Source organism: Streptomyces sp. NPDC033177 (genome assembly GCF_055577715.1).
Genome location: NZ_JBVIPS010000008.1, coordinates 113,362 through 127,934, shown reverse-complemented (window position 1 = coordinate 127,934; position 14,573 = coordinate 113,362). Strand labels below are relative to the sequence as shown.

Annotated in this window: 12 protein-coding genes; 6 read left to right on the top strand and 6 right to left on the bottom strand. The window is 70.4% G+C overall.

Annotation, left to right across the window (positions count from 1 at the left end):
- Positions 1-23: 23 nt before the first annotated feature.
- The 5 genes from ACZ5U5_RS26880 (at position 24) to ACZ5U5_RS26860 (ending at position 7,696) form a co-directional block, all read left to right on the top strand.
- Entirely contained in the window at positions 24-1,610 is a 1,587-nt protein-coding gene (locus ACZ5U5_RS26880) for a sensor histidine kinase (RefSeq protein WP_469027092.1), read from the top strand.
- A 26-nt stretch (positions 1,611-1,636) separates the two neighbouring features.
- The gene (locus ACZ5U5_RS26875) at positions 1,637-2,971 is read left to right on the top strand and encodes a bifunctional glycosyltransferase family 2/GtrA family protein (protein ID WP_469026357.1); all 1,335 of its coding nucleotides are present in this window, start codon (positions 1,637-1,639) and stop codon (positions 2,969-2,971) included.
- Entirely contained in the window at positions 2,968-5,133 is a 2,166-nt protein-coding gene (locus ACZ5U5_RS26870; RefSeq protein WP_469026355.1) for an ArnT family glycosyltransferase, read from the top strand. Before ACZ5U5_RS26875 ends, ACZ5U5_RS26870 begins: the two co-directional genes overlap by 4 nt.
- Positions 5,134-5,299: 166 nt before the next feature.
- On the top strand, positions 5,300-6,817 hold the full coding sequence (locus ACZ5U5_RS26865) for an MFS transporter (protein ID WP_469026352.1): 1,518 nt from the start codon (positions 5,300-5,302) through the stop codon (positions 6,815-6,817).
- Between the two features lie 96 nt (positions 6,818-6,913).
- Positions 6,914-7,696 carry a TetR/AcrR family transcriptional regulator gene (locus ACZ5U5_RS26860; RefSeq protein WP_469026350.1) on the top strand — a complete coding sequence of 261 codons (783 nt, stop codon included), beginning with the start codon at positions 6,914-6,916 and terminating at the stop codon, positions 7,694-7,696.
- Here ACZ5U5_RS26860 and ACZ5U5_RS26855 read toward each other — a convergent pair.
- The 4 genes from ACZ5U5_RS26855 to ACZ5U5_RS26840 form a co-directional block, all read right to left on the bottom strand.
- Positions 7,693-8,154 (bottom strand): PPOX class F420-dependent oxidoreductase, encoded by a 462-nt coding sequence (locus tag ACZ5U5_RS26855; protein ID WP_469026348.1) that lies wholly within the window; start codon positions 8,152-8,154, stop codon positions 7,693-7,695. The two genes, ACZ5U5_RS26860 and ACZ5U5_RS26855, sit on opposite strands and share 4 nt — an antisense overlap.
- Positions 8,155-8,189: 35 nt before the next feature.
- Entirely contained in the window at positions 8,190-9,008 is an 819-nt protein-coding gene (locus tag ACZ5U5_RS26850; protein WP_469026345.1) for a YceI family protein, read from the bottom strand.
- Positions 9,009-9,184: 176 nt separating this feature from the next.
- Complete coding sequence (locus ACZ5U5_RS26845; RefSeq protein ID WP_469027090.1) at positions 9,185-11,632, bottom strand: MFS transporter; 2,448 nt, start codon at positions 11,630-11,632, stop codon at positions 9,185-9,187.
- A 92-nt stretch (positions 11,633-11,724) separates the two neighbouring features.
- A complete protein-coding gene (locus tag ACZ5U5_RS26840) occupies positions 11,725-12,204 on the bottom strand; it encodes a MarR family winged helix-turn-helix transcriptional regulator (protein ID WP_469026342.1) in 480 nt (159 codons plus the stop codon).
- Between the two features lie 172 nt (positions 12,205-12,376).
- Between ACZ5U5_RS26840 and ACZ5U5_RS26835 the strand changes: the two genes are divergently transcribed.
- On the top strand, positions 12,377-12,580 hold the full coding sequence (locus tag ACZ5U5_RS26835; RefSeq protein WP_363210201.1) for a hypothetical protein: 204 nt from the start codon (positions 12,377-12,379) through the stop codon (positions 12,578-12,580).
- Positions 12,581-12,660: 80 nt separating this feature from the next.
- On the opposite strand, the gene ACZ5U5_RS26830 is transcribed toward ACZ5U5_RS26835, so the two are convergent.
- Together ACZ5U5_RS26830 and ACZ5U5_RS26825 are read right to left on the bottom strand one after the other, a co-directional pair.
- Positions 12,661-13,446, bottom strand: coding sequence for a hypothetical protein (locus ACZ5U5_RS26830; RefSeq protein WP_469026340.1), 786 nt, complete (start codon positions 13,444-13,446; stop codon positions 12,661-12,663).
- 90 nt (positions 13,447-13,536) lie between these two features.
- Positions 13,537-14,412 (bottom strand): RNA polymerase sigma factor SigF, encoded by an 876-nt coding sequence (locus ACZ5U5_RS26825; RefSeq protein ID WP_469026337.1) that lies wholly within the window; start codon positions 14,410-14,412, stop codon positions 13,537-13,539.
- Between the last annotated feature and the right edge of the window lie 161 nt (positions 14,413-14,573).

The window sequence follows — 14,573 nt, the reverse complement described above, 5'->3', positions numbered from 1 at the left end:
GAAGCGATGAAGCGGTGAAAGCGATGAAGCGGCGGCCGCAGCCGCGGTCCCTGCGGACGCGGCTCGTCGTCTCGGCCGTCGCGCTGATCGCCGTCGTCTGCGCGGTGATCGGCACGGTGACCACCATCGCGCTGCACTCGCACCTGTACGAGCAACTGGACGGATCACTCGGCGCCGTGGCCATGCGCGCGTCGGGGCCGGTGCCCAAGCCGGGGGAGGACGGTCCCGGTGGCGGTCTGTCCGATGATTCGGGCGATCCGTTGCGGTTCGTGTCCAGGGGGCCGCAGGAGGTGGGCACGATTGGTGCCGTCGTCGAGGACGACGGAGCTGTCGGCCAGGCCCTGGTCAGCAAGGACAGCGACAGCGGCGACGTGGCCCCGCAGACCGAGCAGCTCGACGCGGGGCAGTCGGACGCGCTCGGCTCGGTCCCGCGTGACGAGCGCGCGCACAACGTCGACATCCCGGGTCTTGGCGAGTACCGCGTCGAGTACACGAGCGGTCCGCACGGCGACTTCCTCGTCGGCGTCCCCACCACCAAGGTGCAGAACACCCTCAATACGTTGATCATCGTCGAGGTCAGCGTCACCGCCGCGGGCCTGGTCGCCGCCTCGCTGGCCGGCGCAGCCATGGTCGGCGTCGCGCTCCGACCGTTGCGCAGGGTCGCCGCGACCGCGACCCGGGTTTCCGAACTCCCGCTGCACAGCGGCGAGGTGACGCTGTACGAGCGCGTCCCTGACGCGGCGCCGAACACGGAGGTCGGGCAGGTGGGCGCCGCGCTCAACCGCATGCTCGACCATGTGCACTCCGCGCTGCACGCACGCCAGGAGAGCGAGACGCGGGTACGTCAGTTCGTCGCGGACGCCAGCCATGAGCTGCGTACGCCGCTGGCGTCCATTCGTGGTTATGCCGAACTGACGCGCAGGGGGCGGGAGTCCACAGGGCCTGATACCCGGCACGCGCTCGGGCGGATCGAGTCCGAGGCCCAGCGGATGACGGGGCTCGTGGAGGATCTGCTGTTGCTCGCCCGTCTCGACGAGGGGCGGGACGGGATGCGTTCGGGGGACGGCGGCGGGCCCGGAGCGCGACTGCCGCTCTCGTATCAGAGCACTGATCTCTCGCCGCTGGTCGTGGACACCGTGAGTGACGCGCGCGCCGCAGGTCCCGAGCACCTCTGGGCCCTGGAGCTGCCGGACGAGCCCGCGCTCGTCCTCGCCGACCCGGCCCGCCTCCAGCAGGTCGTCGTCAACCTCCTCGCCAACGCGCGTACGCACACGCCACCGGGCACCAAGGTCACCGCACGCGTACGTCGGGCCGGCCCAGGCGTCTGCCTGGAGGTCGAGGACAACGGCCCCGGCATCGCCCCCGCCCTCCTCCCCCACGTCTTCGAACGCTTCGCCCGCGGCGACGCCTCGCGCTCGCGCAACGCCGGGTCCACCGGGCTCGGCCTCGCCCTCGTGCAGGCCATCGTCGCGGCGCACGGCGGCGGCGTGACGGTCGACAGCGTGCCGGGGCGGACGGTCTTCACGGTGGCGCTGCCCGCATTGTCCGAGCAGGTCAGTGGCCCCGAGTGGCACTCACAGGCGGGGCACAGGCTCACCACACAGACCTGACAGAGCAGTTGGCGAATGTCGGTGGCATGCAAACCGACTCTGCTTCGGGCGGTGCTTTCTCGGTCCCTCTGCCGGCCCGGGCCCACCTCCCCGCCGCCTGGCGCGATGTGCCCGTCCTGGACATCGTGATCCCCGTCTACAACGAGGAGAAGGATCTGGGGCCGTGCGTGCTGCGCCTGCACGATCACCTCGTACGCACCTTCCCCTACCCCTTCCGCATCACCATCGCGGACAACGCCTCGTCGGACCGCACCCCCGAGGTGGCGGCGCGGCTCGCCGCGTCGAGCGAAGAGGTCCGATACACGAGGCTTGAGCAGAAGGGGCGCGGGCGGGCCCTGCGCGCCGTGTGGTCCGCATCGGACGCCCCCGTCCTCGCGTACATGGACGTGGACCTTTCGACCGACCTGAACGCGCTGCTCCCGCTGGTGGCGCCGCTGATCTCCGGGCACTCCGACCTGGCGATCGGCTCCCGGCTCGCGCGCAGTTCGCGCGTGGTGCGCGGCCCGAAGCGGGAGTTCATCTCGCGCTCGTACAACCTCATCCTGCGCGGCTCCTTGCAGGCCCGGTTCTCCGACGCCCAGTGCGGGTTCAAGGCGATCAGGGGTGACGTGGCGGGGGTGCTGCTTCCGCTCGTCGAGGACACCGGGTGGTTCTTCGACACGGAGATGCTGGTGCTCGCCGAGCGCGCAGGCCTGCGCATCCACGAGGTGCCGGTCGACTGGGTCGACGACCCGAACTCCACGGTCCACCTGGTCAGGACGGCCACGGACGACCTCAAGGGGGTGTGGCGGGTCGGGCGCGCCCTCGCGGTCGGCGCGCTCCCGCTCGACCGCCTCGCGCGCCCCTTCGGGGACGACCCGCGCGACCGGCAGCTGGCCGGTGTGCCGGGCGGCCTGGCCCGTCAGCTGGTCGGTTTCTGTGTGGTCGGCGCGCTCTCCACACTCTTCTACCTGCTCCTGTACTCCGGCTTCCGTACGTTCTCGGGCTCGCAGGTGGCCAACGCGCTCGCCCTGCTCGTCTCGGCCGTCGCCAACACGGCTGCCAACCGGCGCCTGACCTTCGGGGTGCGCGGCCGTGACCGGGCGATGCGCCATCAGGCACAGGGGCTTGTGGTGTTCGGGATCGGCCTCGCCCTGACCAGCGGCTCGCTGGCCGCACTCGGCGCGGCCTCCGGCGACCCGTCCCACTCCACGGAACTGGCCGTGCTGATAGCCGCCAACCTCGCGGCGACGGTGCTGCGGTTCCTGCTCCTTCGGGCCTGGGTCTTCCCGGAGCGCCGCTTGGATCCGCCACTGCCCTCGCCCGACGCCTCGTCCTCGTACGAGCTCACCTCCGCACACGACCCGAGGAACCCACGATGACGACAACCTCCCAAGCGCCCGCGTCGCTGCATGCGGCGACGCATGGGCGAGCGCACCGGGGCCCTCGCACCCTGCCCACGCGGCTCTGGCACGGCCGCCCCGACGACCCCCGCTGGGCACGCCCCGCCTTCCTGGGCCTGCTGCTCGCGACCGCGGTCCTCTACTTCTGGAACCTCAGCGCGTCCGGCTACGCCAACTCCTTCTACTCCGCGGCCGTCCAGGCCGGCAGCCAGAGCTGGAAGGCGATGTTCTTCGGCTCGCTCGACGCGGGCAACGCGATCACCGTCGACAAGCCCCCGGCCGCGCTCTGGCCGATGGCCCTCTCCGTACGTCTCTTCGGCCTCAACTCGTGGGCGGTGCTCGCCCCGCAGGTGTTGATGGGTGTCGCCACGGTCGGTGTCCTGTACGCCGCCGTACGTCGCCGCTTCAGCCCGGTGGCCGGGCTGATCGCGGGCGCGGTGCTCGCGCTGACGCCCGTCGCCGCGCTGATGTTCCGGTTCAACAACCCGGACGCGCTGCTCGCGCTCCTGATGACCGTCACCGTGTACTGCGTGCTGCGCGCCCTGGAGCACGGCCGCACCAAGTGGCTGGTCTGGGCGGGCGTCGCGGTCGGTCTCGCCTTCCTGGCCAAGACGCTGCAGGCGTTCCTCATCCTGCCGCCGCTCGCCGTCCTGTACGCGGTGTGCGCCCCCGTGCGGCTGCGCAAGCGCTTCGGCCAGCTCGCCCTCTCCGGGCTCGCGATGATCGTCGCGGGCGGTTGGTGGGTCGCGATCGTGGAGCTTTGGCCCGCGTCGTCGCGCCCGTACATCGGCGGCTCGCAGAACAACTCCTTCCTTGAACTGACCTTCGGCTACAACGGCCTCGGCCGCATCAACGGAGAGGAGACCGGCAGCGTCGGTGGAGGCGGCAGACCGGGCGGCGGTGGAGGCGGCGGCCAGTGGGGCGAGACCGGGCTCGGGCGGATGTTCAACTCCGAGGTCGGCGCCCAGATCTCCTGGCTGCTCCCGGCCGCGCTGATCCTGCTCGTCGGCGGGATCGTCCTCACCTGGAAGGCCCGCAGGACCGACACCACGCGCTCGGCGTTCGTGGCGTGGGGCAGCGCGCTGCTGATGACGGCGGCCGTCTTCAGCTTCATGGCGGGGATCTTCCACCAGTACTACACGGTCGCCCTCGCCCCCTACATCGCCGCCCTGATCGGCATGGGCGCCACGGTCCTGTGGGAGGAGCGGGCCAAGTGGTGGGCGGGCGCGCTGCTCGGCGTGAGCGTCGCGGGCACGGCGTGGTGGGGGTACGTCCTGCTCGGCCGGACCCCGGATTACGTGCCGTGGCTCCGCTGGGCGGTGCTGATCGGCGGCCTCGTGGGCGCGCTCGGCCTGCTGCTCGCGGCCCGGCTCGGGCGGCACCTCGCGCTGGCGGCGGTGGGGCTGAGCTTCGCCGCCTCGGTGGCGGGCCCGGTCGCGTACACCCTCTCCACCGTGAACAGCGCGCACACCGGGTCGATCGTGACCGCGGGGCCGGCTTCGGCGGGGCGGATGGGTGGCGGCCCCGGCGGTGGGGGCGGTCCTGGTGGCGGCCGTGACGGTGGCGGCGGGATGCAGCCGCCGGGCCAGCAGGGGCAGAACGGTCAGGCTCCCGGGGGTCAGCAGGGCCAGAACGGTCAGGCTCCCGGAGGACAGCAGGGAGCGAACGGCCAGGCTCCCGGGGGTCAGCAGGGCAAGCAGCCGCAAGGCGGCTTCCCTGGTGGCGGCACCGCCGAGCGGGGCGGCATGCGCGGAGGCGGCGGCATGGGTGGCCTCCTCGACGGCGCCCAGGTCAGCGCCAAGGCGAAGAAGCTCCTGGAGGCGGACTCCGCCGACTACACCTGGGCGGCTGCGGCCATCGGCTCGCAGAACGCCGCGAGCTACCAACTCGCCACCGGCGACCCGGTGATGGCCATCGGCGGCTTCAACGGCAGCGACCCGTCCCCGACCCTCGCCCAGTTCAAGCAGTACGTCGAGGACGGGAAGATCCACTACTTCATCTCGGGCGGCATGGGAGGTGGAGGCGGCATGGGCGGCGACAGCGGCACCTCCTCCAAGATCACCTCCTGGGTGGAGGACACCTTCAAGAAGGTCACGGTCGGCAGCGCGACCTTCTACGACCTGACCCAGCCCAAGAGCTGACACCACCCGAACGACGAGGGGCCGGGCGCCACCCGCGGCCGGCCCCTCACGCATGCCCGACGGCCCTCACGCATCCCGCCGACAACCCTCTTGTACGCCGTACGGGAGATGCTCTACGGTGTACATCACACCCACACGTACACCGTATAAGCAGAAGGAGAGGGCCATGACGGCAGCGACGACCGCCGAGACCCCCACCACCTCTCAAGGGCACCCGCAGCGCTGGCTGATCCTCGGCGTCATCTGCCTCGCCCAGCTCACCGTCCTCCTGGACAACACCGTCCTGAACGTCGCCATCCCCTCCCTCACCGAGGAGCTGGACGCGTCCACGGCCGACATCCAGTGGATGATCAACGCCTACTCGCTCGTCCAGTCCGGCCTGCTGCTCACCGCGGGCAGCGCGGCCGACCGCTACGGCCGCAAGAAGATGCTCATCGCGGGCCTGGCCCTCTTCGGGATCGGCTCGCTGGTCGCGGGCCTCGCCCAGTCCTCGTCGCAGCTCATCGCCGCACGGGCCGGGATGGGCGTCGGCGGTGCCCTCCTGATGACCACCACGCTCGCGGTGGTCGTGCAGATCTTCGACGACACCGAGCGGATGAAGGCGATCGGCCTCTGGTCGACCGTCAACTCCCTCGGCTTCGCGCTCGGTCCGCTGATGGGCGGGGTCATGCTCAACCACTTCTGGTGGGGCGCGATCTTCCTGATCAACATCCCGGTCGCGCTCATCGGGCTCATCGCCACGGTCAAGCTGGTCCCCGAGTCCAAGAACCCCCTGGGCGACCGCCCCGACCTGCTCGGCGCGCTGTTGTCCACCATCGGCATGGCCTCGGTCGTGTACGCGATCATCTCCGGCCCCGAGCACGGCTGGGCGTCCACGCAGGTCCTGGTGGCGGCCGCGGTGGGCGTCGTGGTCCTCGGCGTCTTCGTCGTCTGGGAGCTGCGCATCCCGTACCCGATGCTGGACATGCACTTCTTCCGCAACCAGCGCTTCATCGGGGCCGTCGCGGGCGCCATCCTGGTCGCCTTCGGCTTGGGCGGCTCGCTGTTCCTGCTCACCCAGCACCTGCAATTCGTGCTCGGGTACGAGCCGTTGGAGGCGGGCCTGCGCACGGCGCCGCTCGCGGTGACCGTCGTGGCGCTCAACCTCACCGGTCTCGGCGCGCGGCTCCTGAAGAGGACCAGCACCCCCGCGACGATCGCGATCGGCATGAGCCTGCTCGCCGCGGGCCTCGCGGCGATCGCCGTGCTCGGCGGCGACAACTACACCGGGATGCTGGCCGGTCTGATCGTGATGGGCGCGGGCATCGCGCTCGCCATGCCCGCCATGGCCAACGCGATCATGAGTGCCATCCCGCCGGAGAAGGCGGGCGTGGGGGCGGGCGTCAACGGCACGCTCGCTGAGTTCGGCAACGGTCTCGGCGTGGCCGTGCTCGGCGCTGTCCTGAACTCTCGCTTCGCCTCGCTCGTCACCGTCTCCGCGGTCTCGCTGCCCGCGGCGCTTGCCGCAGCGGGGTCGGACGCCGAACGCACCAGGATCGCCGACGCGTTCTCCTCGGGCCTGGAGACCAGTCAGCTGGTGGGCGCGGTGGCCGTGTTCCTCGGGGGCATGCTGGCAGCGGCGTTGCTGAAGCGTGCGGAGAGGGCAGACTCTGCGAAGACGGACCCGGCAGCGGCGTCCGCATAGCATCGACGGACGGGCGACGGACTGGCTTGTTCCGGTCTGTCGCCCGCTTCGGACCACCGGTACCAGTACAAGAGCTCAGGACCAGGAAGGTGCGCCATGGCGAAGGCAGCCGACCGCGCGAAGCGCCCCGCGCGGACCAGCGTCTGGCTGGAGGGCAAGGCCCCCCGGAACGGCGCGGGCCGCAGGAGTGATCAGCCGTCGGGCCTGGACCGGGAGCGCATCACCGAGGCCACGGTCCGCCTCCTGGACGAGGAGGGCCTCGCCAAGTTCTCCATGCGCCGCTTGGCGGCGGACCTGAACGTCACGGCGATGTCCGTGTACTGGTACGTCGACACCAAGGACGACCTCCTCGAACTGGCCCTGGACGCCGCCGCCGGGGAGATGGTCCTGCCGGACCCGGAATCGGCCACACCCGAACGGTGGCGCGAGGCGCTGCGCGAACTGGCCGAGGAGTACCGGCGGTTGCTGGTCCGGCACGCCTGGGTGTCACCGCTGGTCGGCAACTTCCTGAACATCGGGCCGAACTGGATCAAGTTCGCCCTCGCCGTGCAGGAGGTGGTCCGCGGGACCGGCCTGCCCACGGAGAAGCAGGCAGGCGCGATCGCCGCGGTCTTCCAGTTCGTGTACGGATTCGGCACCGTGCAGGGCCACTACATCGCGCGGTGCGCGGCCGCCGGGCTCACGCCGGGGGAGTACTTCAAGGAGGCCATGGGCGCGGTCAGCGACCATCCGAGCCTGGAGAAGACCCTGGACGGCTCCACCGACATCATGGAGGCGCGGGGCGGGTCCACGGTCGAGGAGATGTGGGAGCTGGACTTCAAGGTCGCGCTGGACCTGCTGGTCGCGGGCATCGAGGCGACGCTTCAGCCTGGCCTCTAGGCCTTGGCCGCCGGGAAGCCCCCGGTGGCCACCGGCCCCCACCGCTCCGGGGTGATACGGATGATGGACTTGCCCTGCTTGACCATGGCCTCGCGGTACTCGTCCCAGTCCGGGTGCTCGCCGGAGATGTTCCGGAAGTACTCGACGAGGGGCTCGACCGACTCCGGGGAGTCGATGACCTCGGCCGGGCCGTCGATCTGGACCCACGGCCCGTTCCACTCGTCGCTCAGCACGATGATGCTGACCCGCGGATTCCGCTTGGCGTTCCGCGTCTTGGCCCGCTCCGGGTACGTCGACACCACGATCCGCCCGGAGTCGTCGACCCCGCAGGTCAGGGGGGATCCCTGCGGGGTGCCGTCGGTACGGGCGGTGAGCAGGATTGCCCGGTGCCGGGGCCGGACGAAGTCCAGCAACTCATCGAGGGAGACCGTGGTGTTGGTAGCGATGTTCGGTGCCATGACCGCACCCTAGGGCCCTTCCGGCCTCCGGACGGCTAGACCTGCGGAAGCGAATCCCCCTGCACCGCCTGGATGTCCAGCTCGACCCGCAGGGTGGTGCCGATCGCCGAGATGCCCGCCTGGACCACCTGGTTGTAGTTCATGGCGAAGTCCTCGCGGCGCAGCTCGGCCGTGGCCCGGAAGGCCGCGCGGGTCCCGCCCCAGGGGTCCGCCCCCGTACCGAGGTAGCTGAGGTCCAGGTCGACCGGACGTACGACACCGTGCATCTGCAGCTCGCCCTGTACCGTCCAGCGGTCCGCGCCGGCGGGCGTGAGGCCCGTCGACCGGTAGACGAGCTCCGGGTACTGCTCGACGTCCAGGAAGTCCGGCGACTTCAGGTGGCCGTCCCGCATGCCGTTGCCGGTGTCGATGGACGCCGACCTGATGACCGCCTCGACGCGCGACTTCTCGACGTCCTCGGCGATCTCCACGAGCCCACCGAACTCCGTGAACCGGCCGTGCACACTGGTGATCCCCAGGTGCTGGGCGACCGCGCCCACGGTCGAGTGCGCCGGGTCGATGGTCCACGGGCCGGGCGGCGGCAGCTCCGTGCCGCCCTGCCGGGCGAGGACGATGTTGCCGACCTCGGCACGGCCGCTCGCCGTGACGAGCGCGGTCGAGGCCACGGGTGCGTAGCCGACCGCGGTGACGATGACGGTGTACGGGCCGGGCGGCAGGTCCGTCGCGTCGCGCACGGCACCTTCCTGGTCCGCGGCCGCGCGCAGCACCTGCGCGCCGGTCATGTCCGTCAGGGTGACGACGGCGTGCGACACCGCCCACCCGTCACGCGTCCGGATCCGAGCGCTGAGTCCCATCCCGTTTTCTCCTTGCCAAAGCTCAAGAGCAAAAAAGTCTCGAAAAGAGTGCGGCCCCCGGCGGTGGTGACACGGCCGTCCCCTGCCGTGTACGTCACCACCAACCCGGGGGCCCTTTCCACAACCGGCCCGTGCGCGCCCATCCGCTCGAAAGCGCGCGCACGGGCCGGGGTCAATTACTCGCCCGGGTGGGCGAGTTCGATGTCGTGGTCGCCGACACCTTCACCGGAGACGGTCAGGCCCGTCGCCACCGGCGGGTAACCGGTCGCGATGACCGTGTACTCGCCGCTGTCCAGGTCGGTGAAGCCGTACGCACCGTCGGACCCGGTGGTCGCGGTGGCGACGACGTTGCCCGCCGCGTCCACCAGCGTGACCCGCGCGTCGTTCAGCGGCCCGCCCGCGGCACGCACGGTGCCGAGCACCTGCGCACCGGAGTTGAGCTCGACCTCGACCCGGGTGACACCCACCGCGCCGACCTCGACGGGCAGCGCCATCGGACGGTGCCCCGCGGCGTTCACCGCGATGGTGACCTGTCCGGGCACCAGCTCGGCGAAGGTGAACTCGCCCTGCTCACCGGTGAGCCCGGTGGCCAGCACGTCACCGCGCACGTCGGTCACGATGACCATCGCGCCCGCGACCGGCAGCTTGCCGTCGGAGGCCCGCACCACACCGCTGAGGCCGCTCGTGCCGCTCAGCAGGATGTCGTACGTCAGGGCCTCGTCGGCGACGACGATCGTGGAGGCCTGCGGCTGGAAGCCGTCGGCCGACGCGATCAGCACGTACGAGCCGGCGCCGGGGGCGTCGACCGCGTAGGACCCGTCGCCCTGTGCGACCGATCGGCCCAGCTGCCGTCCCCCGAGGGAGATCAGCGTGACCGCGGCCCGCGGGACCGGGGTGCTCTCCGCGCCACGGACGAAGCCGCGGACGGGAGTACCGCCGGTGGTCTGCACAGGGGCGTCACCGGTGGCCGAGGAGGCCAGGGCGGCGAGCTTCTGCGTGCCGTCGGGGCCCGTCTCGGTGTGGGCGCCCACGGAGGCGAGGACGGGCTGCTCGTCGGCGGCCGTGGCTGCCGTGGCGGGAGAGGCGGCCGGAGACTCGGACGCCTCGTTGGCCTGGGCCAGCGCACCCGACGTACGCAACGGAACCTCCTTGATGAAGATCGTGATGAGGAAGGCGAGGAACGCCAGCGGTGCGGCGATCAGGAAGACGTCGGCGATGCCGTGCCCGTAGGCGCTCTCCATGACCGTGCGGAACGGAGCCGGGAGCTTGTCCAGGTCCGGGATGGCGCCGCCACCCGTGCCGCCGTGACCCGCCTGCGCGGCCTTGGGGCCGAGGTCGGCGAGGCCGTCCTTCACGTAGTCGGTGATGCGCGTCGCCATCACGGCGCCGAGCGCCGAGACGCCGATGGCGCCACCGAGGGAACGGAAGAAGGTGACGACCGAGCTCGCGGAGCCGAGGTCCTCGGGAGCGACCTGGTTCTGCGTGGCGAGCACGAGGTTCTGCATCATCATGCCGATGCCGAGACCCATCAGGGCCATGAAGATCGCGATGTGCCAGTACTCGGTGTCGTACCGCATGGTGCCGAGCAGGCCGAGACCCGCGGTCAGGAGCGCACCGCCGGCGACCAGCCAGACCTTCCACTTGCCGGTCTTGGTGATGATCTGGCCCGACACCGTCGAGGAGATGAACAGGCCACCGATCATCGGGATCGTCATGACACCGGACATCGTCGGCGACTTGTCGCGCGCCAGCTGGAAGTACTGGCTGAAGAACACCGTGCCCGCGAACATGCCGACGCCCACGAAGAGCGAGGCGAGCGAGGCGAGGGTGATGGTGCGGTTGCGGAAGAGGCGCAGCGGGATGATCGGCTCGCTCGCCTTGGACTCGACGAGCAGGAAGAGCAGGCCGAGGACGATCGAGCCGCCGACCATGGCGCCGGTCTGCCAGGACATCCAGTCGTACTTGTCACCCGCGAAGGTCACCCAGACCAGGAGCAGGCAGACGGCCGCCGTGATGAAGAAGGCGCCGCCCCAGTCGACCTTGACGTCCCGCTTCACGACGGGGAGCTTCAGGGTCTTCTGCAGGACGATCAGGGCGATGATCGCGAAGGGCACGCCGACGTAGAAGCACCAGCGCCAGCCGAGCCACGAGGTGTCGGTGATGACACCGCCGAGCAGCGGGCCGCCGACGGTGGCGACGGCGAAGGTCGCGCCGAGGTAGCCGGAGTAACGGCCCCGCTCGCGCGGGGAGATCATCGCGGCCATCACGATCTGCGCGAGGGCGGAGAGACCGCCGACGCCGATGCCCTGCACGACACGGCAGGCGATCAGCATCTCGGGGCTCTGTGAGAGGCCCGCGACGATCGAACCGCCGACGTAGATGATCAGGGCTATCTGGACCAGGGCCTTCTTGCTGAAGAGGTCCGACAGCTTGCCCCACAGGGGCGTGGTCGCCGTCATCGCGAGGAGCGAGGCGGTGACGACCCAGGTGTAGGCGGACTGGCCGCCGCCCAGGTCGCCGATGATTTCAGGCAGGGCGTTGGAGACGATCGTCGACGACAGGATCGCGACGAACATGCCGAGCAGCAGGCCGGAAAGGGCCTCCATGATCTGGCGGTGCGTCATCGGAGCACCGGCGTCGTGGGACGCCGCTCCGTGCTTGGCGTGGCTGCCCCGCACACCGGATGGTGTGGTTGTTGCCATGGGCTTCCTCTTCGTTACGCGGGTGTACGGGTGGTCTCTTCCAAGGGGAACCGGGCCGAAGCCGCACGGCAGTCCCCGAAGCTGTCGCGCAGTCGCGCGAGCAGCGTGCTGAGCTGGACGACCTCGTCGTCTGACCAGTCATGCAAGTAGTGGGTGAGTGTCCTGATGGACAGGTCGGACAGCTCGTTGACCTTTGCCTTGCCCGTGGGCGTGAGGCGCAGGATCCGGGAGCGCTTGTCGGCGGGGTCGGGATCCCGCAGGATCCATTCCTTCTCGGCGACATGGGCCACGTGCCGACTGGTCACCGACATGTCGACGGCGAGCAGCTCGGCGAGCCTGCTCATCCGCATCTCTCCGTGCCGGTCGAGCAGGATGAGTACGGCGGCGGACCCGCCGGGGCAGTCGTGTGGCAAGCCTCTGCCGAGGCCACGCTTCACGGCACCGATGGCGCTGAGCTGTCGGGCCAGCTCCTCGTAATGACGCTGCGCGGCCACGGCACCTCCTATGTTGTTGCTTAGGGCAACCATAGAGACAGTTGGTTGCCGCAGGCAAACTAAAACTGGACCAACCGCCTAAAGAGTCGGCAAAGCTCTGGGGCCGCGCTCGTAAAGTCCGTGGTCAGCGGGGGTTGGGCGGACCCCCGCTGATTCGCTAGGGTCCTGCGCTATGGCACACAACCCCCAGGGCCCCCAGAACACCCCCGACCCCGCCGGCAGCACGCAGATGTTCCGCGCCTTCGTCGACGAGTCCCCGCAGGGCCGCACCCAGCAGCCGGCGACCGCGTCCGCCGGCCCGCGCGTCGGCCTGATCATCGGCGTCGTCCTCGCGATCGTGGTGATCGCGGGGGTGGCTTGGCTGGCGTTGAAGTAATCCGGTGGGGGGCGCCCCTTCAGGGGCGCGGGGAACTGCGCGACCAGCCACAGCGGACCCGCGGACGAAGAGGGAGCCCCCTACTTCCAGTCCACGGAGACGTCCCGCGTCTCCACATGCATACCCAGCGGCACCCGCCAGGCCTCCACGCACACCGTCCAGGTCTTCTTCACGGTCTTCCCCGCATCAATGGGTGCGGGGAGCTTCTCCGTGGATTCAAGCGTGGCCCAGTCGACGCCGAGCGCACCGATCACGTGCGTACCGAAGGTGACCGTTCCGGACCGGACCGGCGATCCGCCGGTGTTCTTGAAGGACACGGTCACTTTCTCGCACCAGCGGTCGGCCGCGGGCTTCCGCTGCGGTTCACCGACGCTGAGCTTCGCGGGGCCGCTGGGCCCGGTGGGTCCGCTGGGCGAGGAGGGAGAGGTGCTCGGACCCCCAGAGCCCCCAGAGCCCCCAGAACCCTCAGGGCGCCCCGCAGTGCCGCCGCCTCCCGAACTGCTCTCCGTACGGCCGGTCTTGGGGTCGTCAGCCGGAGAGCTGCTGCTGTCCGAGGAGTCCGGAGAGGCGGAACTGGGCTTGTCGGCAGGAGACTTGCCGGAGGACTCGTCGGCGCCGGACTTCGACGGCGCGGGGGAGTCACCGCTGCCGCTACCCTCGCCGGGAGACGACGTACCGTCCAGCGGCACCAACTCCACGTCCCCGGTGGGTGCAACACCCCGCCCCGGCGCCCGCTCAGGGACCGCCGCAGCCGGCCCCGTGGCCACATAGCCGTCGCCGTCCCCGCCGCCGCAGGCCGCGAGCAGCCCGCCCAGGCACAGGGCAGCCGTAGACGCACTCAGTACGTTCCGCATGCCACGTCGCATCGCGACAGTGTGGCTGACGGGTCGTCAATTAGGAACCCCGTCAGCAACTCCTGTCCCCCTGCGGCGCCTTGAGCCACAGGGGGCGTGACCTCAGTCCGCGATGAGGCCTTCGCGCAGCTGCGAGAGCGTCCGCGTGAGCAGGCGCGAGACGTGCATCTGAGAGATGCCGACCTCCTCGCCGATCTGCGACTGCGTCATGTTCGCGAAGAAGCGCAGCATGATGATGCGGCGCTCGCGCGGCGGGAGTTTGGCGAGCAGCGGCTTGAGCGACTCGCGGTACTCGACGCCTTCGAGGGCGCTGTCCTCGTACCCCAGGCGGTCCGCGAGGGAGCCCTCGCCGCCGTCGTCCTCGAGGGCCGGGGAGTCGAGCGAGGAGGCGGTGTACGCGTTCCCGACGGCCAGGCCGTCGACCACGTCCTCCTCGGACACCCCGAGCGCCTTGGCGAGTTCGGGCACGGTCGGCGAGCGGTCAAGGCGCTGCGCGAGCTCGTCGCTCGTCTTCGTCAGCGCGAGCCGCAGCTCCTGGAGGCGGCGCGGGACGCGCACCGACCAACTGGTGTCGCGGAAGAAGCGCTTGATCTCGCCGACGACGGTCGGCATCGCGAACGTGGGGAATTCCACGCCCCGTTCGCAGTCGAAGCGGTCGATCGCCTTGATCAGGCCGATCGTGCCGACCTGGACGATGTCCTCCATCGGTTCGTTCCGGCTGCGGAAGCGCGCGGCCGCGTACCGGACGAGGGGGAGGTTGAGCTCGATCAGCGTGTCTCTCACATAGACACGCTCCGGGCTGTCCTGGTCGAGCGCGGCGAGCCGCAGGAACAGGGAGCGGGACAGGGTGCGGGTGTCGATGGCTCCGGAAGCCCCGGAAACTACTGAACTCACAAGCGCGTCAGGCGCTGATTCGCTCGGCGCTGAGTCGCTCTTCGTGAGCGTGAGCACCTTCGAGCTGCCCTGGTCTGCGGACATGCCACCCCCTTGAGGTCGCGGACGGTCGCGGCGGACGTTCCCGTCGGAGGAACGCAGCCTCCACCTGAATACCGGACGTGGGGCTCCGGCAAACGCGGTTCCAGCAGAATGTCACATGTCGGCAACACGCTGTAGTTACATGTCGACAAAGAAGGGTGACA

Bases quoted from the DNA above. Each gene is read 5' to 3' on its own strand.
- ACZ5U5_RS26880 (WP_469027092.1), top strand. From the start codon at position 24: ATGAAGCGGCGGCCGCAGCCGCGGTCCCTGCGGACGCGGCTCGTCGTC.
- ACZ5U5_RS26855 (WP_469026348.1), bottom strand. From the start codon at position 8,154: ATGGCACCGAACATCGCTACCAACACCACGGTCTCCCTCGATGAGTTG.
- ACZ5U5_RS26830 (WP_469026340.1), bottom strand. From the start codon at position 13,446: ATGCGACGTGGCATGCGGAACGTACTGAGTGCGTCTACGGCTGCCCTG.
- ACZ5U5_RS26835 (WP_363210201.1), top strand. From the start codon at position 12,377: ATGGCACACAACCCCCAGGGCCCCCAGAACACCCCCGACCCCGCCGGC.
- ACZ5U5_RS26865 (WP_469026352.1), top strand. From the start codon at position 5,300: ATGACGGCAGCGACGACCGCCGAGACCCCCACCACCTCTCAAGGGCAC.
- ACZ5U5_RS26860 (WP_469026350.1), top strand. From the start codon at position 6,914: ATGGCGAAGGCAGCCGACCGCGCGAAGCGCCCCGCGCGGACCAGCGTC.
- ACZ5U5_RS26870 (WP_469026355.1), top strand. From the start codon at position 2,968: ATGACGACAACCTCCCAAGCGCCCGCGTCGCTGCATGCGGCGACGCAT.
- ACZ5U5_RS26825 (WP_469026337.1), bottom strand. From the start codon at position 14,412: ATGTCCGCAGACCAGGGCAGCTCGAAGGTGCTCACGCTCACGAAGAGC.
- ACZ5U5_RS26875 (WP_469026357.1), top strand. From the start codon at position 1,637: ATGCAAACCGACTCTGCTTCGGGCGGTGCTTTCTCGGTCCCTCTGCCG.
- ACZ5U5_RS26845 (WP_469027090.1), bottom strand. From the start codon at position 11,632: ATGACGCACCGCCAGATCATGGAGGCCCTTTCCGGCCTGCTGCTCGGC.
- ACZ5U5_RS26850 (WP_469026345.1), bottom strand. From the start codon at position 9,008: ATGGGACTCAGCGCTCGGATCCGGACGCGTGACGGGTGGGCGGTGTCG.